The following is a 20,997-nucleotide window of genomic DNA, read 5'->3' as shown; positions in this document are numbered from 1 at the left end:
AGCGGCTTTTTGCTTACTGGCTGAGCGCTATAAGCGGATTTCCGCTCATTCGCGCCCAGTAAAATCCTCGCGCACCAACCCATGCCGCTGCATCTTCTCGTTCAGCGTGCGCCGCGGCAGCTGCAACGCTTCCATCACTGCATTGATAGCGCCCCCATGCTGGCGCAGCGCCGCGCGCAGGCATTGCGCCTCGAACGCTTCCATCTGCTCGCTCAGCGACTGTCCGGCAGGCGCCACCTCGATGTTCGGCGAGCCCAGCCCCAACGCATGCCGTTCCGCCGCGTTGGCCAGCTCGCGCACGTTGCCCGGCCAGTCGTGCGACAGCAACTGCGCCAGTTGCGCACCCGACAGCGGCGGGGCTGCGCGGCCCAGCTTTTCGCCAGCGGCACGGGCAAAGTGCTCGAACAGCAGGGGAATGTCCTCACGCCGTTCACGCAATGGCGCCAGGCGCAGCTCGGCCACGTTCAGGCGATAGGCAAGGTCTTCGCGGAAGCGCCCGGCGCGGGCTTCTTCGAGCAGGTCAGGCTTGGTCGCGGCAATGATGCGCAGGTCGACGCTGATGCTCTGGTTGGCCCCCAGGCGCTCCAGCTTCTGTTCCTGGATCACCCGCAGCAGCTTGGCCTGTTGGGCCAGGGGCATGCTTTCGATTTCGTCGAGGAACACTGTGCCACCGTTGGCGTACTCCAGCTTGCCGATGCGCTTGCCCTGGGCACCGGTAAAGGCGCCGCTTTCATGGCCGAACAGCTCCGCCTCGAACAGCGACTCGGGGATGGCAGCACAGTTGAGGGCGACGAACGGCTTGCCAGCGCGCGGGCCAAAATCGTGCAGGCAGCGGGCCACGCGCTCCTTGCCACTGCCGGTTTCGCCGCGGATCAGCACATTGACCGGAAGGCCGGCAAGGTCCAGCACTTGCCGACGCAGCTGCTGCAGGCCCTGGGACATGCCCAGCAGCGTGCCTTCAAGGCGTGACTTGAGGTCGGCCTGCTCGTGCAGCCGGCGGTTTTCCAGGACCAGCTGGCGCTTTTCCAGGGCCCGGCGCAGGCTGCCCAGCAGGTGCTGAGGGGTGAAGGGTTTTTCAAGGAAGTCGTAGGCCCCGCTGCGCATGGCTTCCACTGCCATGGGCACATCACCGTGGCCGGTCAGCAGGATTACCGGCAAGTCGGGGTCGTCGGCCTGCAAGCGTTCGAGCAATTGCAGGCCATCCATGCCCGGCATGCGTACATCGCTGATGATCACCCCGGGAAAGTGCCGCGGCAGGTGTGCCAGGCATTCTTCGGCGCGGGCGAACAGTTGCACGCTGAAGCCGGACAGGCTCAGCCATTGCTCGACCGCGGTGCGGATACTGGCTTCATCATCGACGACGATCACTGAATTCAACATACAGGCTCCAGGTCACGGGGCAGGGTAAGGCTCAGGCGCGCGCCGCCAGGCAGATTTTCAGCTTGCAGCTGGCCACCGGCCTCGTGGACGATACCGTAGGAAATGGCCAGCCCCAGCCCCAGGCCTTCGCCCACCGGCTTGGTGGTGAAGAACGGGTCGAAAACCTTGGCCAGATCGGCTTCGGCAATGCCGCCACCCGAATCCAGCACGCTCAGGCGCCACAGCTCGCCCTCGGGCTCGATGCGGATCTCCAGGCGTTTGTAGCGCTTGTCGGCCATGGCGTCGAGGGCATTGCGCAGCAGGTTGATCAGCACCTGCTCCAGGCGAATGGCATCGCCGCGCACCCAGGCCGGGCGCGCCAGGTACAGTGCCACCTCAACTTCTTCGCTGCGAATGCGCGCTTCCAGCAGGTGCAGGGCCTGGTCGACCACGGTGGCCAGGTCGAGGCGCTCGCGCAGGCCGACCGGGCTGTTACGGGCGAAGGTTTTCAGGTGGCTGGTGAGCGCGGCCATACGTGTGAGCATCTGCTCCAGCGGCTCCAGTGCCTGGCGCGCTTCGTCATATCGGCCATGGTCGAGCAGCAGGCGCAGGGTTTCCAGCTGCATGCGCTGGGTGGTCAGCGGCTGGTTTATTTCATGGGCCATGGCTGCCGACATCTGCCCCAGTGCGGCCAGCTTCGCCGATTGCACCAGCCCCTCCTGGGCGGTGCGCAGTTCACGGGTGCGCTCCTCGACCTGACGCTTGAGCTCCTCCCGGCTGCGCTGGCGCAGGCGGGCCAGGCGCAGGCGCTGGCTGACGAACAGCGCAGCGAACACCAGGCTCAGCCACACGGCGGCGGCGCCGAGGGCGGCATTGCGACCGTCGGCGGCCACCTGCGGCTTGCGCAGCAGATGCAAAGTCCAGTTTTCACCTTCCAGCGGCAGGCTTTCCCACAGGTACTCGGCGCTGCCTTCCGGGCCTTGCACGCGGCTGAGGGTGCTGTTGGCGGCAAAACGGGTCAGCACCTGGTGCTGCAGCGGCACCAGCGGTTGCTTGTCGTACTGACGGGTTTCGGCCAGCTCGGCACGGTCGGCCCCCGTGAGTGGCTGCAGCTCGCGGTAGCGCCAGCCATCCTGATTGGCGATGAAGGTGATGCCACGGGCATCGCTGACCAGCAGGATGTCGCTACCCTGGCGCCATTCGCGCTCCAGTTCGGGGAACTCCAGCTTCACCACCATGGCACCGAGGAAGCGGCCGTGCTCGTCGTCTACCGCGCTGGCGAGGAAGTAGCCCGGCACGCCACTGGTCACACCTACTGCGTAGAAGCGGCCGCTGCCCTGGCTGCGGGTTTGCTTGAAATAGGGGCGAAAACCGTAGTTGGAGCCCACGTAACTGCTGGGCAGCCGCCAGTTGCTGGCTGCTATGGCCAGGCCGGTGCGGTCGAGCAGTTCGAGGGTGGAGGAGTTGGCGGCACCGTTGATGCGTTCGAGCTTGCGATTCAGGGCGTCCTGCACCGGTTCGCTGACCGGGCCACGCAGGGCGGCGATCAGTTCCGGGTCCAGCGCCAGCACGGCGGGCAGGGCGCGGTAGCGATCGATCAGCGTGTGCAGGGCATTGGCATACAGGCCCAACTGCTGGCTGGCACGCTGGGCGTCGGCTTCCATGGCCTGGCGCTTGGCCTGGTGCATGGCCCAACCGGCGCTGAGGGCCGTACCAAGCACAATCAGCAGGGTGATCAGCCCCAGACGCAGGGCGCGAACGGAAAAGGGCATGGGGGCGGATCCGGATGATTGGATATCGGGGCCGGCCTCTTCGCGGGTGAACCCGCTCCCACAGGTATCGCGCAGGTCATCTTCTTGCGGAGTACCTGTGGGAGCGGGTTTACCCGCGAAAGGGCTGGTACAGGCAAACCTGTCAGTTACAGCAATTCAAAGCTCTGCTGCTGCACCGCCTGGGAATCCAGCCCGACCTGGACATTGAACTCCCCTGGCTCGGCAACCCGCTGCAGTTGGCCATTGTAGAACTTCAGGTCTTCTTCACTGATGCGGAAGCTCAACGTGCGCGACTCGCCAGGCTTGAGCATCAGTTTCTGGAAGTTCTTCAGTTCTTTCACCGGGCGGCTCATCGATGCCGATACATCCTGCAGGTACAACTGCACCACGGTCTCGCCTGCTACCTTGCCGGTGTTCTTCACCGTCACCTTGGCTTCCAGCGTGTCGCCACGCTTGAGGTCCTTGTTCGACAGCTTCAGCCCCGACAGCTCGAAGCTGCTGTAGCTCAGGCCATAGCCGAACGGGTACAGCGGGCCATTGGGCTCTTCGAAGTACTGCGAGGTGTAGTTGCCTGGCTTGCCCGGCGTGAAGGGCCGGCCAATACGGGTGTGGTTGTAGTACATCGGGATCTGCCCGACCGAGCGCGGGAAGGTGATGGCCAGCTTGCCGGACGGGTTGTAATCGCCGAACAGCACATCGGCGATCGCGTTGCCGCCTTCGGTACCGGCGAACCAGGTTTCGAGGATGGCGTCGGCCTGCTCGCGCTCCCAGGCAATCGACAGTGGACGGCCGTTCATCAGCACCAGCACCAGCGGCTTGCCGGTGGCCTCCAGGGCCTTGATCAGCTCCCGCTGGCTGGCCGGGATTTCCAGGGTGGTACGGCTCGACGACTCATGGGACATGCCGCGGGATTCGCCGACCACTGCAACCACCACATCGGACTGCTTCGCCGCCTTCACCGCCTCGTCGATCAGCACCGCAGGCGGGCGCGGATCGTCGACGATTTCCGGGGCATCGAAGTTGAGGAAGTTCAGGTAATCGAACATCGCCTTGTCGCCGGTGACGTTGGAACCTTTGGCGTAGACCAGCTTGGCCTTGCCCTCCACGGCGCGGCGCAGGCCTTCGCGCACGGTCACCGAGTGCGCTGGTTTGCCGTCGGCAGCCCAGCTGCCCATCATGTCGATCGGGGCATCGGCCAGCGGGCCGACCAGGGCGATGGTGCCGGCCTTTTTCAGCGGCAGGGTCTGGTTGCGGTTTTCCAGCAGCACCAGGCTGCGGCGCGCCACGTCACGCGCGGCGTCGCGGTGCAGGCGGTCGTTGCCGTAGTAGTCCTTCAGGTCGGTTTCGGCCTTGCCGATGCGCACGTACGGGTCCTTGAACAGGCCCATGTCGTACTTGGCACCCAGCACTTCGCGTACCGCCTGGTCCAGCTCGCCCTGGGTCACTTCGCCGGACTTCAGCAGGCCTGGCAGCTCTTCGCCATACAGGGTGTCGTTCATGCTCATGTCGATGCCGGCCTTGATCGCCAACTTGGCGGCTTCGCGGCCATCGCGGGCGACGCCATGGCGGATCAGCTCCTGAATGGCACCGTGGTCGCTGATGGTCACGCCCTTGAAGCCCCACTCCTTGCGCAGCAGGTCGTTCATCAGCCAGGTGTTGGAAGTGGCCGGCACGCCGTTGATCGAGTTCAATGCAACCATCACCCCGCCGGCACCGGCGTCGAGCGCGGCGCGGTAGGGCGGCAGGTAGTCGTTGTACATTTTTGGCAGGCTCATATCGACCGTGTTGTAGTCGCGCCCGCCTTCCACCGCGCCATACAGGGCGAAGTGCTTGACGATGGCCATGATGCTGTCAGGGTTGGCCGGGCTGCTGCCCTGGAACGAGCGGACCATCACCTGACCGATCTTCGAGGTCAGGTAGGTGTCTTCGCCGAAGCCTTCACTGGTGCGGCCCCAGCGCGGGTCGCGGGCGATGTCGACCATCGGTGCGAAGGTCATGTCCAGGGCGTCGGCCGCGGCTTCGATGGCGGCGGTGCGGCCGACCTTGGCGACGGCGTCCATGTCCCAGGTCGCGGCCATGCCCAGGCCGATCGGGAAAATGGTGCGTTCGCCGTGGACGGTATCGTAGGCGAAGAACATCGGGATCTTCAGGCGGCTGCGCATGGCCGCGTCCTGCATCGGCCGGTTCTCGGGCGCGGTACGCGAGTTGAAGGTGCCACCGATGCGGCCGGCGGCAATTTCCTCGCGAATCTTGTCGCGGGGCATTTCCGGGCCGATGCTGATCAGGCGCAGCTGGCCGATTTTCTCGGCTTCGGTCATCTGGCTGATCAGATGTTCGATGAACGCCTGCTTGTCCTGCAGGGGCGGGGCGGAGGGGGCGGCGAGGGCCGCCTGACTGGCAAGGCCCATGGCCAGGCCCAGCAAAGACAGTTTCATCATCAATTCCGTTGTGGGGCCTCTGCCGTATCCACGGAGATACGCGCGCGGCCGGAGTTTTCAGGCGGCTATTGTTGTACGATTTGCAGGCATTTCTTCCAGCGGCGGATTATGCCTGAATATGTCGCTTGCGGACGAAGCCCCGAATGCCGGGACAACAACTATAAGAACGCTCAAGAGACCGACGGCATGACACCCCTCGACGAATACCATCAGCGCCAGATCGCCGAAGCCATTGCCCGTGCCGAACGGCGCACCGATGCCGAACTGGTGACGGTGCTGGCCCGCCGGGCCGACGACTATGCCTACTGGCCCTTGTTCTGGGCCGCCGTGCTGGCGCTGGCCGTGCCGGGCCTGTTGCACTGGCTGCTGGGTTGGCCCAGCGTGCGTGGCTTGCTGGTAGCCAATGTGCTGCTGTTCGTCGGCTTGTGCCTGCTGCTGCGCAGCCCGCGCCTGGCCGGCTGGCTGATCCCCCGGGCCCTGCGCCGCTGGCGCGCCTCGCGCCTGGCCCGCCAGCAGTTTCGCGAACAGAACCTGCAGCGCACTGCTGGTGCCACGGGCGTACTGATCTTCGTCAGCGAGGCGGAGCGGCATGTGGAGATCCTGGTCGACCGTGGTATCGAGCACCATCTGGATGCCACCGCCCGCGCAGCCATCGTCGCCCGCCTTGCCGAACAGGTACGCCAGGGCCGCACCTTGCAGGGGTTTGTCGAGTGCATCGAGGCGTGCGGCGAACTGCTCAGCGAGCATGTGCCGCCTACCCATGCGCGTAACGAGTTGCCCAACCGGTTGGTGATTATCGATTGAGCCGAAGCCCGATGGCTTGACACGCCCGCTCCCATGGAACTGCACATAACTCATTGAATCAGCAGGGACTCTGTGGGAGCGGCTTTAGCCGCGAACACCGGCGCAGCCGGTGCCATGCACTGCGTTGGATTCTTCGCGGCTAAAGCCGCTCCCACAGGGTACGCGTACCGCTTGCGAATTCAGTTCTCTACGCGACAGCGCAGCCCAAAGGACTGGGCGATCTCCCACAGGAAGTTAGCCACCCTGTAGAATGTGTGCATTGCGCCATGCGCTCCCCGCTATCCGAGGCACCGTTTCTCCATGTCCGCCAGTTCTTCCGCCCCCTCCGCGCCGGATGCGCGCACCCAGTTTCTCGACCTGCTGAACGCCGCCCTGCATGGCAATACCCTGGTCAAACTGGTTTTGGCGCGCCATGTGGGTGCCGACCAGACCTTGCAACGGATCATCGCCAAGCCGCTGCAGGTCAAGGGCCAGCCGTGCCTGTCGCTGGTCTACCGCCACCAGACCCGCGACATCACCCGCAACCTGGCGCTGGACCAGGCTCAGGCGCTGGTCGGCGAGCTGCTGCCGGACAGCTTCCGCAACGCCCACCTGTTCGACGCCGACGGTGAAGTGCAGTTGACTTTCAGCAAGAAAGGCAAGCCAATGCTCCAGCGCCACGGCGCACAGGCACCACGCGAAGCTGCCAGCAGCAGTGGCCATGACCGCGAGAAAAAGCGTTATCTGGAGCTGTCGCGGCCGTTCCTGCGTGACCTGGGCGTGACTGACGCACAAGGTGCGCTGATTCCGTCCATGTCGCGCAAATGGAAGCAGATCAACAAGTTCATCGAAGTCTTCGACCATGCCCTGGCCAGTGCCCCGGTGCCGGCGGAGCAGGCGCTGCGGGTGGCCGACTTCGGCTCTGGCAAGGGCTACCTGACCTTTGCCATGCACGACTACCTGCGCAACAGCCTGGGCCGCGACGCACAGGTAACCGGCGTCGAGCTGCGCCAGGACATGGTCGACCTGTGCAACGCCGCCGCCTTGCGCCTGGAGCACCCAGGCCTGGAATTCCAGTGTGGCGATGTGCGCAGCGTGGTGCCCGAAGCCATCGAAGTGATGATCGCCCTGCATGCCTGCGACATCGCCACCGACTACGCCATCCATACCGGCATCCGCTGCAACGCCGCGATCATCATGTGTTCGCCGTGCTGCCACAAGCAGATCCGCCCGCAACTGCACAGCCCCGGGTTGTTGCAACCGATGCTGCAGTACGGCCTGCACCTGGGCCAGCAGGCCGAGATGCTGACCGACAGCCTGCGCGCGCTTTACCTGGAAGCCTGCGGGTACGAGACCAAGGTGTTCGAATTCATCTCGCTGGAGCACACCAACAAGAACAAGATGATTCTTGCGGTGAAGCGGCGGCAGGTGGGGGACAACGGGGCGTTGCTGGAAAAGATCGGGCAGCTCAAGGCTTTCTATGGGGTGCAGGAGCATTGCCTGGAGACCTTGTTGCGGGCGGATGGGTTGCTGCCTGCCGTGTGATTCTTCAGCGGCTCTTGTGAAGCGCCGCACTCGGTAACGCGTTATCCAGCAGTGGCGCATTTGAACCTTTCAGGGGCTCGGTTTCGCTGGTCGACGCTCCGAGCTGGCGGGCCTGGCGGTATTCGCTGGGCGTGCAGTTGCTGACCTGCTTGAAGGTGCGGGCGAAGTAGGACGGGTCCTTGAAGCCGGCCTCGTAACCGATGCTGGTAATCGGCATCTGGCTGTTGACGAGCAGGTCCATGGCCAGGTTCATGCGCTTGCTCAGGATGTAGTCCAGAAACCCGACGCCGTTGACCTCTTTGAACAGCCGGCTGAAACGGGCCGTGGTCATGCCGCAGCGCTGCGCGAGGTCCTTTTGATCGACGCATTCGCGAAAGTGCTGATCGATGTACGGCATCACCTTGCTGAGCGCCTGGTGCTTGTGGTGTTCGCCGGTCAGGCGAATGCTGTCCGGCAAGGAGGGAAGGTGATCGATGCGCTGCGCATTGCCTGAACTCTTACTGGCGCGGCGGATGTCGCAAAGCTGCTTGAGTACATCGATGTAGCGGCTTTTCTCACCGCTTGTCAGCGGCAATACCAAATATTCCCAGACCCGCGAACGCATGGCCCAGACAGCCAACTCTTCGGAGTGCTGCACGGTGAACATGGTGACCGGGATGGACGGTGAGTTGCGCTTCACTTCCAGCAGCAGGTTGAGGTTGAGGGTGTCGGGGCGATCGAAATGCATGCAGATCATGTCTGCCTGCTGGCGTTCGGATTGCGCGACGGCTTTCGCCAGTTTGCAATCGCAGACATGGCTGAACTGCGCCATCAGCGCTTCGGTGGAATGATCGCGTGTCAGATCGAACCACAACAACAGCGGCTTTATGCCCGGGTCAGACATCGTGACTTAACCTTGTGCTGGGGAGTTTCCCTACGAGCAGCAGTATTGTCAAAACACTATTAAGTCGCCGAGCAATTTGGTTATTGACGTAGATCGTTTTTGCTCAAGTGGTTCTATGCGTTTTGTAAAACCCTGATGTTAGACAGGTTCCGCAGTCCGGATGGTCTTTGATCATGGCGACCGCTTGTCGGCTTTGAACAAACGTGCCAGAAACTTTCCCTGAGCCAGCTGCAAATGCACACGGAAGTGCTTCTCATATTCGGGCTTTCCGGCCTGTTTTACTGGTGGCCTTGTCCACCTTTCGATACTGGCCAATGGCCGCAAAAAAGTCCTAGCGATTCGCAAAAATCTCCTAACCCCTACCGTCACCCCCTGACTAGGATTCCCATCAGGTAGTGCAAACACCACTGCCCGGGAATAAAAATAATGTCCTTAGCGAGGTGAGCGAAATGAATCTGCAAACAATCAAGACTTCGGTGATGAAGTTCGTCGAAGATGAAAATGGCTTGACCGTTGTGGAGTATGCGATAGCAGGTGGCTTGGTTGCCGCCACCCTGATTACTGCATTTACTAACTTGGGGGCCGCGGTGAAGGTAAAGATCAATGCGCTGATTACTGCGCTTGGCGGCACGACCGCTTGAACCAAATCCTTAACTAAGCCCCAAGGGGGATGCAGCAATGTCAACAGAGTCTCTGTTCGCCATTGTCGTGCTGCTAGGGCTACTGGGTATTGCGGTGGTCGGGGATCTTCGTAACCACCGCATCCCCAACATGTTGATCTTGCTGGGGTTGGGTTTGGGGCTGGCGGGCCAGGTTTATTCCGCAGAACTTACCGGGCTGGGTTATGGCGTGGTGGGTATGTTTATCGGTTTTGCCGTGTTTGTTCCGATGTACGCGCTGGGGGGCATGGCAGCCGGAGACGTCAAGCTGATGGCCATGGTCGGTACTTTTCTTACTCCGCATGAAGCACTTTCGGCAGCACTTCTTAGCCTTGTTGCCGGTGGCGTGTGCGGGATGTTGATAGTGCTCGTGCGCGGGCAGTTGAAACAGACGTTACAACGCTACTGGTTGATCTTGACGGCGCAGGCTTATTTTGCGCCGGAGGCGGATGAGGTGGCAGGTAAGCCTTTCCCTTATTCAGTCGCGATCCTGTCCGGAACCCTTGTCAGCCTGTTTGGGCTGCCGCTAGGCCTATAGCCTGGGAGGCTAATAATGTATGCACTCAGAGACAGTGGTGCCTGCGCCTGTGACAAGGACGCAGTGCAGAGCCTGGCACCTCAGCCACGTACAGTCGGTGAGACTGGCCTGGCGGAAAGCTTTCTCGGTGATTTGCTGTGCAAGCACTTGCACGATGCCGGTACGCTGGACCTGTCACGTCTGGTCGAGCGCCTGGCGCTGACCGGTGCGGTAGTGGAAGAAGTGCTGGCCTTTCTGCGCAAGGATGGCCGGGTCGAAGTACTGGGCCAGGTCGGTGTACAAACGGGGGGGCAGGTGCTGCGCTACGGCCTGACCGAGCGCGGCCGTGCCACCGCCCGCGATGCACTGGCGCGCAGCGGCTATATCGGCGCGGCGCCCTTCCCGGTGAGTGCCTATCGTGACTTGCTCAAGCTGCAGACCATCCACCATGGCCGCATCAATATGCAGGACATGCACACGGCCTTCACTGGCGTCGTGCTCTCGGACAGCATGCTCGATCAGCTGGGCGTAGCGCTGAACTCCGGGCGCACCATCATGATTTATGGCCCTGCAGGTACCGGCAAGACATACGTCAGCAGCCGGTTGATTCGTCTGTTCGCCGAAGCCATCTGGGTACCGCATGCCATAGAGATCAATGAGTCGGTCATCGAAGTGTATGACCCTCAGGTGCATCAGCGCCTGGAGGAGGAGGGCCAAGCCACCAGCCTGTTGCTCAACGAAGGCATCGATCGCCGGCTGGTGCGCTGTAAGCGCCCGGTGGTGATCACGGGCGGCGAACTGGGCATGGAGCAACTGGATGTCCGCTTCGATCCGAATACCCGCCAGTACCAGGCCTCCTTGCAGCTCAAGGCCAGCAATGGCCTGTTCATCATCGACGATATGGGGCGCCAGCGCATGGCCCCGGCCGAATTGCTCAACCGCTGGATCGTGCCGATGGAAGAGAAGCGCGACTTCCTCAACCTGGGCGGCGGGCGCCATTGCGAGCTGCCGTTCGATCTGGTGTTGGTGTTCTCCACCAACCTCAACCCGCTGGAGCTGGCCGACGAAGCCTTCTTGCGACGTATCGGCTACAAGCTGCAGTTCAGCTATCTGAAAGTCGATGAGTACGAACGCATCTGGCGCCAGGAATGCGAACGCCTGGGCCTGGCTTACGACCCGCTGCTGTTGCGTTACGCGCTACAGGCGCTGTACGAGGCCGAAGGCGTGCCACTCGTGCCCTGCCACCCTCGTGACCTGCTGAACATGGCACTTGACCGCCAGCGTTACCTGGGCGGCGATGGGCCGTTGTCGGAGCAGGAACTGAAATGGGCCTGGCAAAGCTACTTCGTGCAGATCGACTTCCTTGGATAAGGAGATGCAGATATGAGCGCCCGTACGCTGATCCTGATTGCCGTATCCCTCACGTTGGGGCTCGGCGCCGCCTGGATGGCCAACAACTGGCTCGATGGTCGGCTCAACACCGTCCCGGACGACAACATGAAGAACGTGGTGGTCGCCACGGTGGAGATCCCGTTCGGGCAGATGATCGAGGCCCAGCAGGTCGCCATCGTGCGTATGCCCAAGGACGCGGTACCAGACGATGCCTTCGACAGTAACGAAAAGGTGCTGGGCAAGATCGCCACCTTCGCCCTGTTGCGCGGCGACGTGCTGCGCAGCGCCCGCCTGGCCGAGCACTTGGGTGGCAGCACCCTGGCTTCGTTGATCGCCCCCGACAAACGTGCCATTTCGGTGCGAGTGGACGACGTGGTCGGGGTGGGTGGGTTCCTCTTGCCGGGTAACCGGGTCGATGTACTGGCGACCAGGCAAAGTGACGGCAGCAGTAATGACGCAGAGTCCAGAACTATCCTCCAGGACCTGCGGGTATTGGCCGTGGATCAGACGGCAGGGACGGACAAGACCCAACCGGTGGTAGTGCGGGCGGTGACCCTGGAAATGTCGGCGAAAGAGGCAGAAATCCTGGTCAAGGCGCAATCGGAAGGGAAGTTGCAACTGGCCCTGCGTAATCCGCTGGATGCTCAGAAGCCGGCGCCAACCGTTGCTGCTGCCGAGCCGGTGAAGGCCGTATCGCCAGCAGTCAAACCCCAACCAAAACCGGTGGTAAATCGCAGTAACGACGGTGGCGCGGTCACCATCATCCGCGGGACCGAAATCGAGGTCGCAAAAGCCAGGTTCTAAGGCAGAAGACGTCCCGATAGCTAACTTTCGGCAGCAACAAGATCACCTTGCAGGGAGTAGTCAATGAATACTTTGCAGAGACTAGGGCTGTACCTGTTGTGTGGGCTGGGTACGCAGCTGTTGTTCGCTGGCGTGGCGCAGGCTGCAGAACCGGGGGCGGGCTACAGCGCCATGCCGGCGGCCAACACCAACATCGTCCAGGTACCCATCTACAAGTCGCGGACGATCAGCACTCGTACACCGGTCAGGAAAATCTCGGTAGGCAACCCGGATATCGCCGATATCCTGATCACCAGCCCGACCCAGCTCTACCTGCTTGGCCGTTCTCTGGGCGCTACCAACGTATTGCTGTGGGACAACAACAACCGCTTGATCGAGACCCTGGATGTGGAGGTCGTGCATGACCTCACCGGGCTCAAGACCAAACTGCATCAGTTGTTGCCCGAGGAAAACATCGAGGTGTTCAGTGCCCAGGGCGCGCTGGTGCTGCGTGGCCAGGTGCGCAGCGCCGGCGCCATGGACACGGCGATGAAAGTGGCCAAGACCTATGCCGCGCAGACCTCGAGTGTGGTGCAAGGCAAAGGTGAAGCTGCCGAGGCAGCCCCGGCCCAGTCGCTGGAGGTGATCAACCTGCTCAGTGTCGGTGGCAGTCAGCAGGTGATGCTGGAAGTGAAAGTGGCCGAGATGCAGCGAAGCCTGATCAAGAACCTCAACGTGCGCTTCAATGCCCTTGGCTCATCCGGCAACTGGAGCGGTGGCGGGTTCAACAATGGTCAAGGGCTGGGCCTGACTCCAGGCGGCGGCTCGATCCTTTCGCCAGGTTCGCTGATTGGTGGCGGCAAAGGCTTGTTCGCCCAGTTCCTGTCCGACGATTTCCTCTTCAACGTGGTGCTGGAGGCGTCCAAGGACAATGGTTCGGCCAAAGTCCTGGCGGAACCCACCCTCACCACCCTGACCGGGCAGCAGGCGGAATTCATTTCCGGTGGCGAGTTCCCGATCCCTATCACCGAGGATGATGGCATCACCATCGAGTACAAGGAATTCGGGGTCGGCGTGAAGTTCCTGCCGGTGGTGCTCGACTCCGGGCGCATCAACCTCAACCTGAATGTCTCGGTGAGCGAGCTTTCCAACGTCAACTCGCTGGTACTCGACACAGGCCTGAACAGCATTCTGGGCGACGGTGTTACCCAGGTCATTCCATCGCTGACCAAGCGCAGCGCCGAGTCCACGGTCGAACTTGGCAATGGCCAGACCATCGCCATCGCCGGCTTGATCAGTGAAAACACCCGCGATTTCGTCAGCCGTTTCCCGGGGTTGGGGGACCTGCCGATACTCGGGCACCTGTTCCGCAGCCAGTCGTTCATCAACGGTGAAACCGAACTGGTGATCCTGGTGACGCCGCACCTGGCCAAGCCTGTGGATGCCAAGGCGGTGCGCCTGCCCACCGAGAAGTTCGTCGAGCCCAGCGACCTGGACTTCTACCTGCTCGGCAAGACCAAGGGCAGCGAGCCGGGGCGCGCAGTGCCCGTCAGCCTCGGGGTCAGCGGTGGCAACTTTGGCCATGATCTGAATTGATCGGAGAGAACCAGCATGAGAAGCATGATCGTGTGTTGCGCGCTGCTGTCGGGGTTGTCCGGTTGCATGTCGTACGACGAAGGGCGCGTTGGCCCGCTGGGGTACAGCGTCTACCAGACCACCTACCAGCAGATTGCCGACAAGCAGGCAGCTGCCAACCCAGGTACTGAACTGCCTGCCGCTGGCGTCGATGGGCCGCTGCTGGAGAAGGTGATAAATGGTTATAGGGGGGTGACTGGCGATGCGCAGCAGGTCGGTCAGCCGATCCAGATCCAGGTCACTGATTCAACTCGCTGATTGAGGGCGTGATCATGACTCATCGAGCCCAACGGATGTTCACCGCGCCGCCAGGCCAACAGCGGGGCGCAGTAACTATCATCATCGTGATCGCCCTGTTGGCGATACTGATGATGGCCGCGTTGGTGCTCGATGGTGGTCACATGTTGTTGAACAAGACCCGACTGCAGAATGCCGTGGATGCCGCCGCCCTCAGTGGCGCCAAGACCCTGAGCCAGGTGATGGGCTCAGGCAATGCCGCCACTACCGCACGCAGTGCCGCGCTTTTTACCCTGAACGAAAATGCCAAGGCCGCGGGCAACAATGAGCTGGCGACGGCAATCGGCGGCAACCCTGGAGCATTCGCTGTGGTGGAGTTGGCAGACAGTGTCTATGGGCCTTTCTCCTTCCCCGGGCCGGCCAATGCCACCTATGTGCGGGTCTCGGTATCGAATTACTCGCTGGCGGGCTTTTTCTGGAGCTTCGCCCAGTCAATCGGTACGGGAACCGTGGGGACCAAGAGCGTGGCGGCGATTGCCACCGCCGGGCCGAGCCCGACCAGTCCATGTGATCTTGCACCGCTGCTGGTGTGTGGCGACTCGACCCAATACAACCCGGATACTGGCATGTTCTGGGGCTATCGCTTTGGTGACCTGGAGGTCTTGAAATCAGCCTCCAAGAACAGCGACCCGATCGGCCCGGGCAATTTTCAGCTGCTCGATTTTGGCTCGGGTGGCAAGGAGGTTGGCGAACTCATGGCCGGCGGCGCCTCGGTTTGCCGCAATGTCGGTGAAAACGTCACCACCAAGCCTGGCAACACAGTTGGCCCTTCCGTCAAAGGCCTGAACACGCGCTTTGGCCAGTACACCGGGTCGCTCAATAATTCGGACTATCCGCCGGACCTGGTGACGAACTATAGCAACCCGGTGATGACATACAACGATGCGGCCACGCCTCCCCGTGTAGAGCAGCAGGGCCAGGTCGTCACTTCGAGCAATGGCAACCTGTCTGCTGGCGGCACGCCGCTGTTCGACTACAACGATTATTCCGCGCAGACAGCCGCATGTGTCGCAGGCGGCACCGGTTGCCAGTCGGGTGGGGTTTTCGAGCGGCGGATGCTGAAGATCGTGGTTGGCGACTGCTCTGGCAAGAATTCGGGTGCAACGTCGATTCCTGTCATCGGTTTCGGTTGCTTCTATGTAGTGCAGCCAGCTGACAACTCAGGTGGGGATTCGCAGATCTTCGGCCAGTTCGTCAAGCAATGCGAAGGTGACGGTGTGCCTGGGCCAACGCCGCAAGACGATTCCGGCCCACAGATCATCCAGCTGTACAAAACCTTTATCAGTGGCAGTGGCACACCGAGCACCGACTCCTAGGAGCGTGTCATGAAAATTCATCGGCTCAAGCGTGCGCAGCATCAGCAAGGGGTGGCAATCGTCGAGTTCACGATCACCCTGCCGCTGTTGCTCCTGACCTTGCTGGCTCTCGGCGAATTTGGCCGCATGCTTTACCAGTACAACAGCTTGCTGCAGGGCAGCCGGGATGCCGCGCGTTTCGTCGCCAGCCAGGCCTGGAACTCGACCCTTGGCAAGGTCGAGGTGGGTGCCGATCTCGAGTGCATGACCAAGTACGTGGCGGTGTACGGAGCACCGTCCACGCCGCCTTGCAGTCTGACCGGGATGCCGGCCAACACCACCGTGCAGGTGGCCAAGGTGGCGGGCACCAACGATCACGTGCAGGTGACCATCAGCTCGGTCTTTTCCCCGGTGGTAGCCAACGGCATTCCGGCCTTTATCGGAGGCAGCACGGCGCTGAACTTCCCGTTGGTCGCCACCACTGTGATGAGGGCACTGTGATGAAGCGCAGAGGCATGCAAGGCGTCTACGTGGTGGAGTTCGCCATCGTCAGTGCGTTGATGTTCACGTTGCTGTTCGGAGTGCTGGAAATTGGCCGGTTGTACTACACCGCGAACGTGCTGAACGAGTCCGTTCGGCGTGGTGCACGGCTGGCAGCGGTATGCAATATCAGCGACCCGGTGGTGCTGCGCCGGGCGATATTCAACAGCGCGGGTGATAGCGGTGCCAGCAGCCTGCTGGCCGACCTGGACACTTCGGACTTGACCCTGCGTTACCTGGACAAGAACGGTGCACAGGTCGCCAATCCCGGTGACCTGGTGAGTGCCACCGGGTTTGCCGCTGTCCGCTATGTGCAACTGACACTGCAGAACTTCCAGTTCAGCCTGTTTATTCCAGGTTTTGGCGTTTCCATTACCTTGCCAGTATTCAAGGCGACCTTACCTCGCGAGAGCCTCGGGCGTCATACCGAGGCGGATGTCGTACCGGAGATCACGCCATGCTGAATCTTAGGGAATCTTCCGTATCCGCTACCTCCATCAAGCCCGGGATGCGTCTGTTGATCAGCAGTTCGGACGCCTTGGCCTTGCGTCAGCTGCAAGAAATCTGTCAGCGCATCTCAGGCCTTGAGGTGAATGTTCGCCAGGTGAGCAATGGGCATTGCGACCCTCTGTACGGTTTGGACCGGATGCCCGATTTCTTGCTGCTGCGCGTTGGCCAGCTGTGGCGTGAGGAACTGGCAGCGCTGATGCAACGCCCGGCCCATGAGCGCCCGCCGCTGTTGGTGTGTGGCCTGCTGGACGATCGGGAAGGCATGCGCCTGGCGATGCAGGCCGGTGCGCGCGATTTTCTGCCAGAGCCTATCGTTGCCACGGAGCTTATTGCAGCCTTGAACCGTATGGTCGTGGAAACCCAGACCAACAGCACGGCAACAGGCAAGCTGATCGCGGTGATGAATGCCAAGGGAGGCTCCGGCGGCACGGTACTGGCCTGCAACCTGGCTCATCAACTCAGCCTCAAAGGCAACGCCCTGTTGCTGGACCTGGACCTGCAGTTTGGCAGCGTGTCGCATCATCTGGATGTGGCGCAGTCGCACAGCCAGCTGGACGTGTTGCAGCAGGTAAAAGAAATGGATGGTGTCGCACTGCGCGGCTTCTGCAGCCATTTCAGCCCGTCCTTGCATGTGCTTGGCAGCCGCGCCAATGAGCTGTGCCTGCCGCAGGATGTCCAGGCCGAACAGCTCGATGCGCTGCTGCAGCTTGCGCGGGCCAACTATGACTGGGTGGTGGCGGACTTGCCGCGGCAGATCGATCACATCACCGCTTCGGTACTGGAGCAGGCCGACCGGGTGTACGTCGTGGTGCAGCAGAGCGTCAACCACCTGCGCGACGCCAGTTCCCTGGCGCGCATCCTGCGCGATGACCTGGGCGTGCGTGGCAATCAGCTGGAGGTGGTGGTCAACCGCTACGACAAGGCGGCACCGGTCAGCCTCAAGGACATTGGCGAGGCATTGCGCTGCACCAACATCGTGAAGCTGCCCAATGACTTCAGCGTCATCAACCAGAGCCAGAACACGGGCGTGCCACTGGGCCTGCAAGCACCTCGCTCCGCGATCACCCAGGCGCTGCGTGGGCTGGCCGAGGAATTGGTTGGCAAGCAGGTGGACACTGACAGTGGACTGTTCAAACGCGCCTTCAAGCGTGTTTTTCGGGGGTGAACCATGCTTAGCGATTTTCGTAACCGTTTGCGCAAACAGGCAGTCACCGCCGAGGCATCGACACCGTCGAAGCAGGGTGCAGGCGCGAAGGACCCGGCAGAGGCGCTGATGGCGTGGGAGCATTCAGCGCCTGATATTCTGTTTGAAACGAAAAGCCAGGTCACCTCGGTGGAAGCCGAGTGGCGGGAAAAAACCTATCAGCAACTACTCAAGGTCATGGACCTCTCCCTGCTCGACTCGCTCGAGCAGGCCGAGGCCGTGCGGCAGATCCGCGATATCTGCCAGCGTCTGCTCGACGAGCATTCAGCTCCGGTGAGCTCTGCCAGCCGCCAGTTGATCATCAAGCAGATCACCGACGAAGTGCTTGGCCTTGGCCCGCTGGAGCCACTGCTGGCCGATCACACGGTGTCCGACATCCTGGTCAACGGGCATGACTCGGTGTACGTCGAGCGGTTCGGCAAGCTGCAGCGCACCGATGTGCGTTTTCGCGATGATCAGCACCTGCTGAACATCATCGACCGCATCGTCTCCAGCCTCGGTCGGCGTATCGACGAGTCTTCGCCGTTGGTTGATGCCCGGCTCAAGGATGGTTCGCGGGTCAATGCGATCATCCCGCCGCTGGCAATCGATGGGCCGAGTATTTCGATCCGCCGCTTTGCGGTGGACCTGCTCAACACTGACAGCCTGATCCAGGCGGGCGCCCTGACGCCGGCCATCGCGCTGCTGCTCAAGGCGATCGTGCGAGGCCGGCTGAACGTGCTGATCTCCGGCGGCACTGGCTGTGGCAAGACCACCATGCTCAATGTGCTGTCCAGTTTCATTCCGCATAACGAGCGCATCGTCACCATCGAGGACTCGGCCGAGCTGCAACTGCAGCAGCCACATGTGGTGCGCCTGGAAACACGGCCGGCGAACATCGAGGGGCGCGGTGAGGTGGGCCAGCGTGAGCTGGTGCGCAACAGCCTGCGGATGCGCCCGGACCGTATCGTGATCGGTGAGGTGCGTGGCGCCGAGGCGCTGGACATGCTGACGGCGATGAACACCGGCCACGATGGTTCACTGACTACCATCCACGCCAACACCGCGCGCGATGCGCTGGGCCGGGTCGAGAACATGGTGTTGATGTCTGGCGCCACGTTCCCGATCAAGGCCATGCGTCAGCAGATCGCCTCCGCCATCGATGTTGTGATCCAGCTGGAGCGGCAGGAAGACGGCAAGCGGCGGTTGGTAAGCGTGCAGGAGATCAACGGCATGGAGGGTGAAATCATCACCATGACCGAGATCTTCTCCTTTGTTCGCAATGGTGTGGGCGAGCAAGGCCAGGTGCTTGGAGACTTCCGGCCTAGTGGCATGGTCCCGGCCTTTCGCGATGCCTTGGCCAAGCGCGGGATCGAGTTGCCGCTGACGATGTTCAGGCCGGAATGGATGGAGGCTCGTCAACCATGAGCCAGATACCTGTTGAATTCATCCTGATTTTTCTTGGCATGGTGTTCGTTGCGGTGTTTCTCCTCAGCCAAGGGTTGGTGGTGCCAGTGTTCGGCGAAGCGGGCAAGGTACGCAAACGTATCCGCAGCCGGCTGGTTATTCTGGAGCGGGCAAGCCATCTGCCGAACATGCAGACCGTGCTGCGGCAGAAGTACCTGACCCGCTTGTCTCCGCTGGAGGCGCGGCTCGAGCAGTTACCCTTCATGGCGTCGCTGACGCAAATGATCGAGCAGGCCGGGCATGAGTACCGGGCCTATCGGGTGTTGCTGATGGGAGTCGTTCTGGCAGCGGCTGCCGGGATGCTGGCCTGGATGTTCTTTCCCTACTGGTGGTTGGCGCTGGCGGCAGCGTTCGTGGCGTTCTGGCTGCCGCTGCTGAAAATCTCCGCTGATCGTGGCAAGCGTTTTGCCAGGTTCGAGGAGGACTTGCCGGATGCGCTGGAATCCATGTGCCGGGCGTTGCGCGCGGGGCACCCCTTCAATGAAACCTTGCGCCTGGTGGCCGATGAACACAAGGGGCCGGTGGCGCACGAGTTTGGCCTGACGTTCGCCGATATCAACTACGGTAATGATGTGCGCAGGGCCATGCTTGGCTTGCTCGAACGGGTGCCGAGCATGACCGTGATGATGATGGTGACCTCGATCCTCATTCATCGCGAGACAGGCGGCAACCTGACCGAAGTGCTGGAGCGCCTGAGCCGCCTGATACGCGGGCGTTTTCGCTTTCAGCGCAAGGTCAAGACAATGTCGGCCGAAGGGCGAATGTCGGCCTGGATTCTGGTGGCCGTACCCTTCGTGTTGGCGGCGGCGATCATTGTCACGACCCCGGAGTATTTGACGTTGCTGATCAAGGATCCTACTGGGCACAAGTTGGTCATGGGGGCTTTTGGCTCCATGTTGATGGGGATTTTCTGGATTCGGAAAATCATCCGCATCCAGATTTAGGCAGTTCTCGCAGGGGGGCGTCGGTCATGGACTATTTGCTCGGTTTGTTGAATAGAGTGACGGACAGTGAGGCACTGGCACGCCTGCTGATCGTTGGTGCGATCGGGATGAGCACGGTCATTGCAGTGATCACCGTGACGTTACTGGTGCTGGGCCTGCAGAACCCTCTGCAACGCCGTCTTGCATTGATCAAGCGTGACCACTCCAGCGCTGCGGCCGGGCGCGAGGCGCCCGGCAACCTGCAGCTGTTACTGGAACGGGTCGGTCGGCGCGTTACTCCCTCTGCGGAGGAGCAGGTGTCGGCCACCCGAATCCTGTTGACCCACGCGGGTTACGGCTCGGCATCAGCGGTACAGGTGTACTGGGCTGTGCGTTTGCTGCTGCCGTTGATGCTGATGGGTATCTTGCTGTTGACACTGCCACTGGTTCCCAACCTTTCCCCGACCATGATCATTGGTATGGCGCTGATGGGGGCTGCCGTCGGCTGGCTACTGCCGGCAGTGTATGTCGACAAGCGCAAGAAGGCTCGGCAGAGGCGGTTGCGTGCGGCCTTTCCTGATGCCCTGGACCTGATGGTGGTTTGCGTGGAATCGGGCTTGGCGTTGCCCCAGGCTATCGAGCGGGTGGCCGAAGAGATGGCGGTCAGCCAGGCCGAGCTGGCCGAGGAACTGGCATTGGTCAATGCGCAGATCCGCGCCGGCATTTCCAGTACCGAAGCGCTCAGGCAACTGGCGGACCGCACCGGCCTGGAAGATATCCAGGGCTTGGTCAGCCTGCTGGCGCAGAGTATCCGCTTCGGCACCAGCGTAGGGGCTACCTTGCGTATCTATGCCGAAGAGTTTCGTGACCGGCGCATGCAGGCTGCCGAGGAAATGGGCGCGAAAATCGGAACCAAGCTGGTCTTTCCGCTAATTTTCTGTCTGTGGCCAAGCTTTTTTCTGGTAGCCATCGGCCCGGTGATCATCGGGATACTTAAAACGTTTGGGAGTCCGTGA

The 20,997-nt window shown here is 61.8% G+C and carries 19 protein-coding genes; 15 read left to right on the top strand and 4 right to left on the bottom strand.

All coding sequences use genetic code 11. From position 1 onward, the window contains the following. Window positions 1–45: 45 nt before the first annotated feature. The 3 genes from JV551A3_RS25845 to bglX all read right to left on the bottom strand — a co-directional run bounded on the left by JV551A3_RS25845 (window position 46) and on the right by bglX (window position 5,569). The gene (locus JV551A3_RS25845) at window positions 46–1,380 is read right to left on the bottom strand and encodes a sigma-54-dependent transcriptional regulator (RefSeq protein ID WP_133975128.1); all 1,335 of its coding nucleotides are present in this window, start codon (window positions 1,378–1,380) and stop codon (window positions 46–48) included. Further along, on the bottom strand, window positions 1,374–3,131 hold the full coding sequence (locus JV551A3_RS25840) for an ATP-binding protein (protein WP_133975126.1): 1,758 nt from the start codon (window positions 3,129–3,131) through the stop codon (window positions 1,374–1,376). Before JV551A3_RS25840 ends, JV551A3_RS25845 begins: the two co-directional genes overlap by 7 nt. A gap of 146 nt (window positions 3,132–3,277) precedes the next feature. Further along, entirely contained in the window at window positions 3,278–5,569 is a 2,292-nt protein-coding gene (gene bglX, locus JV551A3_RS25830) for a beta-glucosidase BglX (RefSeq protein ID WP_133975122.1), read from the bottom strand. Window positions 5,570–5,755: 186 nt separating this feature from the next. Here bglX and JV551A3_RS25825 point away from each other — a divergent pair, with 186 nt between their 5' ends. Together JV551A3_RS25825 and JV551A3_RS25820 are read left to right on the top strand one after the other, a co-directional pair. Beyond that, window positions 5,756–6,373 carry a TPM domain-containing protein gene (locus tag JV551A3_RS25825; protein ID WP_133975119.1) on the top strand — a complete coding sequence of 206 codons (618 nt, stop codon included), beginning with the start codon at window positions 5,756–5,758 and terminating at the stop codon, window positions 6,371–6,373. 300 nt (window positions 6,374–6,673) lie between these two features. Continuing rightward, entirely contained in the window at window positions 6,674–7,897 is a 1,224-nt protein-coding gene (locus JV551A3_RS25820) for a class I SAM-dependent methyltransferase (RefSeq protein WP_133975117.1), read from the top strand. Window positions 7,898–7,901: 4 nt separating this feature from the next. Here JV551A3_RS25820 and JV551A3_RS25815 read toward each other — a convergent pair whose 3' ends face one another. After that, window positions 7,902–8,780, bottom strand: coding sequence for a response regulator transcription factor (locus tag JV551A3_RS25815; RefSeq protein WP_133975115.1), 879 nt, complete (start codon window positions 8,778–8,780; stop codon window positions 7,902–7,904). 449 nt (window positions 8,781–9,229) lie between these two features. On the opposite strand from JV551A3_RS25815, the gene JV551A3_RS25810 reads away from it, so the two are divergent. The 13 genes from JV551A3_RS25810 to JV551A3_RS25750 all read left to right on the top strand — a co-directional run bounded on the left by JV551A3_RS25810 (window position 9,230) and on the right by JV551A3_RS25750 (window position 20,997). Further along, window positions 9,230–9,421: a Flp family type IVb pilin gene (locus tag JV551A3_RS25810; protein WP_133975113.1), complete on the top strand. Its 192-nt coding sequence runs from the start codon at window positions 9,230–9,232 to the stop codon at window positions 9,419–9,421. A gap of 37 nt (window positions 9,422–9,458) precedes the next feature. After that, a complete protein-coding gene (locus JV551A3_RS25805) occupies window positions 9,459–9,977 on the top strand; it encodes an A24 family peptidase (protein WP_133975111.1) in 519 nt (172 codons plus the stop codon). 15 nt (window positions 9,978–9,992) lie between these two features. Beyond that, window positions 9,993–11,327: an ATP-binding protein gene (locus tag JV551A3_RS25800; RefSeq protein WP_133975109.1), complete on the top strand. Its 1,335-nt coding sequence runs from the start codon at window positions 9,993–9,995 to the stop codon at window positions 11,325–11,327. Between the two features lie 12 nt (window positions 11,328–11,339). Then, complete coding sequence (gene cpaB / locus JV551A3_RS25795) at window positions 11,340–12,152, top strand: Flp pilus assembly protein CpaB (RefSeq protein WP_133975107.1); 813 nt, start codon at window positions 11,340–11,342, stop codon at window positions 12,150–12,152. 63 nt (window positions 12,153–12,215) lie between these two features. Beyond that, window positions 12,216–13,727, top strand: a complete 1,512-nt coding sequence (locus JV551A3_RS25790; protein ID WP_235874643.1) for a type II and III secretion system protein family protein — start codon at window positions 12,216–12,218, stop codon at window positions 13,725–13,727. 15 nt (window positions 13,728–13,742) lie between these two features. After that, complete coding sequence (locus JV551A3_RS25785) at window positions 13,743–14,024, top strand: hypothetical protein (protein WP_133975105.1); 282 nt, start codon at window positions 13,743–13,745, stop codon at window positions 14,022–14,024. A gap of 11 nt (window positions 14,025–14,035) precedes the next feature. Continuing rightward, the gene (locus JV551A3_RS25780; protein ID WP_133975218.1) at window positions 14,036–15,379 is read left to right on the top strand and encodes a TadE/TadG family type IV pilus assembly protein; all 1,344 of its coding nucleotides are present in this window, start codon (window positions 14,036–14,038) and stop codon (window positions 15,377–15,379) included. A gap of 9 nt (window positions 15,380–15,388) precedes the next feature. Then, window positions 15,389–15,859: a TadE/TadG family type IV pilus assembly protein gene (locus tag JV551A3_RS25775; protein WP_133975103.1), complete on the top strand. Its 471-nt coding sequence runs from the start codon at window positions 15,389–15,391 to the stop codon at window positions 15,857–15,859. Further along, window positions 15,859–16,362 carry a TadE/TadG family type IV pilus assembly protein gene (locus tag JV551A3_RS25770; RefSeq protein WP_133975101.1) on the top strand — a complete coding sequence of 168 codons (504 nt, stop codon included), beginning with the start codon at window positions 15,859–15,861 and terminating at the stop codon, window positions 16,360–16,362. The genes JV551A3_RS25775 and JV551A3_RS25770 overlap by 1 nt, the downstream gene beginning before the upstream one ends. Next, window positions 16,356–17,573, top strand: coding sequence for an AAA family ATPase (locus tag JV551A3_RS25765; protein ID WP_133975099.1), 1,218 nt, complete (start codon window positions 16,356–16,358; stop codon window positions 17,571–17,573). Before JV551A3_RS25770 ends, JV551A3_RS25765 begins: the two co-directional genes overlap by 7 nt. 3 nt (window positions 17,574–17,576) lie before the next feature. Then, a complete protein-coding gene (locus JV551A3_RS25760; protein ID WP_133975097.1) occupies window positions 17,577–19,019 on the top strand; it encodes a CpaF family protein in 1,443 nt (480 codons plus the stop codon). Continuing rightward, window positions 19,016–20,002: a type II secretion system F family protein gene (locus JV551A3_RS25755; RefSeq protein WP_133975216.1), complete on the top strand. Its 987-nt coding sequence runs from the start codon at window positions 19,016–19,018 to the stop codon at window positions 20,000–20,002. The genes JV551A3_RS25760 and JV551A3_RS25755 overlap by 4 nt, the downstream gene beginning before the upstream one ends. Before the next feature lie 26 nt (window positions 20,003–20,028). Next, complete coding sequence (locus JV551A3_RS25750; RefSeq protein WP_133975095.1) at window positions 20,029–20,997, top strand: type II secretion system F family protein; 969 nt, start codon at window positions 20,029–20,031, stop codon at window positions 20,995–20,997.

The sequence above is a fragment of the Pseudomonas inefficax genome, from assembly GCF_900277125.1.
In the GTDB taxonomy this organism is placed as follows: domain Bacteria; phylum Pseudomonadota; class Gammaproteobacteria; order Pseudomonadales; family Pseudomonadaceae; genus Aquipseudomonas; species Aquipseudomonas inefficax.
Note: the sequence above shows the minus strand (reverse complement) of the source record. Positions and strands in the feature narration are given on the sequence as shown.

Coding starts and splice junctions, on each gene's coding strand:
- JV551A3_RS25760 (WP_133975097.1), top strand. CDS start 17,577: ATGCTTAGCGATTTTCGTAACCGTTTGCGCAAACAGGCAGTCACCGCC.
- JV551A3_RS25815 (WP_133975115.1), bottom strand. CDS start 8,780: ATGTCTGACCCGGGCATAAAGCCGCTGTTGTTGTGGTTCGATCTGACA.
- JV551A3_RS25810 (WP_133975113.1), top strand. CDS start 9,230: ATGAATCTGCAAACAATCAAGACTTCGGTGATGAAGTTCGTCGAAGAT.
- JV551A3_RS25845 (WP_133975128.1), bottom strand. CDS start 1,380: ATGTTGAATTCAGTGATCGTCGTCGATGATGAAGCCAGTATCCGCACC.
- JV551A3_RS25820 (WP_133975117.1), top strand. CDS start 6,674: ATGTCCGCCAGTTCTTCCGCCCCCTCCGCGCCGGATGCGCGCACCCAG.
- JV551A3_RS25765 (WP_133975099.1), top strand. CDS start 16,356: ATGCTGAATCTTAGGGAATCTTCCGTATCCGCTACCTCCATCAAGCCC.
- JV551A3_RS25755 (WP_133975216.1), top strand. CDS start 19,016: ATGAGCCAGATACCTGTTGAATTCATCCTGATTTTTCTTGGCATGGTG.
- JV551A3_RS25840 (WP_133975126.1), bottom strand. CDS start 3,131: ATGCCCTTTTCCGTTCGCGCCCTGCGTCTGGGGCTGATCACCCTGCTG.
- JV551A3_RS25805 (WP_133975111.1), top strand. CDS start 9,459: ATGTCAACAGAGTCTCTGTTCGCCATTGTCGTGCTGCTAGGGCTACTG.
- JV551A3_RS25825 (WP_133975119.1), top strand. CDS start 5,756: ATGACACCCCTCGACGAATACCATCAGCGCCAGATCGCCGAAGCCATT.
- cpaB (WP_133975107.1), top strand. CDS start 11,340: ATGAGCGCCCGTACGCTGATCCTGATTGCCGTATCCCTCACGTTGGGG.
- JV551A3_RS25800 (WP_133975109.1), top strand. CDS start 9,993: ATGTATGCACTCAGAGACAGTGGTGCCTGCGCCTGTGACAAGGACGCA.
- JV551A3_RS25770 (WP_133975101.1), top strand. CDS start 15,859: ATGAAGCGCAGAGGCATGCAAGGCGTCTACGTGGTGGAGTTCGCCATC.
- JV551A3_RS25775 (WP_133975103.1), top strand. CDS start 15,389: ATGAAAATTCATCGGCTCAAGCGTGCGCAGCATCAGCAAGGGGTGGCA.
- JV551A3_RS25750 (WP_133975095.1), top strand. CDS start 20,029: ATGGACTATTTGCTCGGTTTGTTGAATAGAGTGACGGACAGTGAGGCA.
- bglX (WP_133975122.1), bottom strand. CDS start 5,569: ATGATGAAACTGTCTTTGCTGGGCCTGGCCATGGGCCTTGCCAGTCAG.
- JV551A3_RS25785 (WP_133975105.1), top strand. CDS start 13,743: ATGAGAAGCATGATCGTGTGTTGCGCGCTGCTGTCGGGGTTGTCCGGT.
- JV551A3_RS25790 (WP_235874643.1), top strand. CDS start 12,216: ATGAATACTTTGCAGAGACTAGGGCTGTACCTGTTGTGTGGGCTGGGT.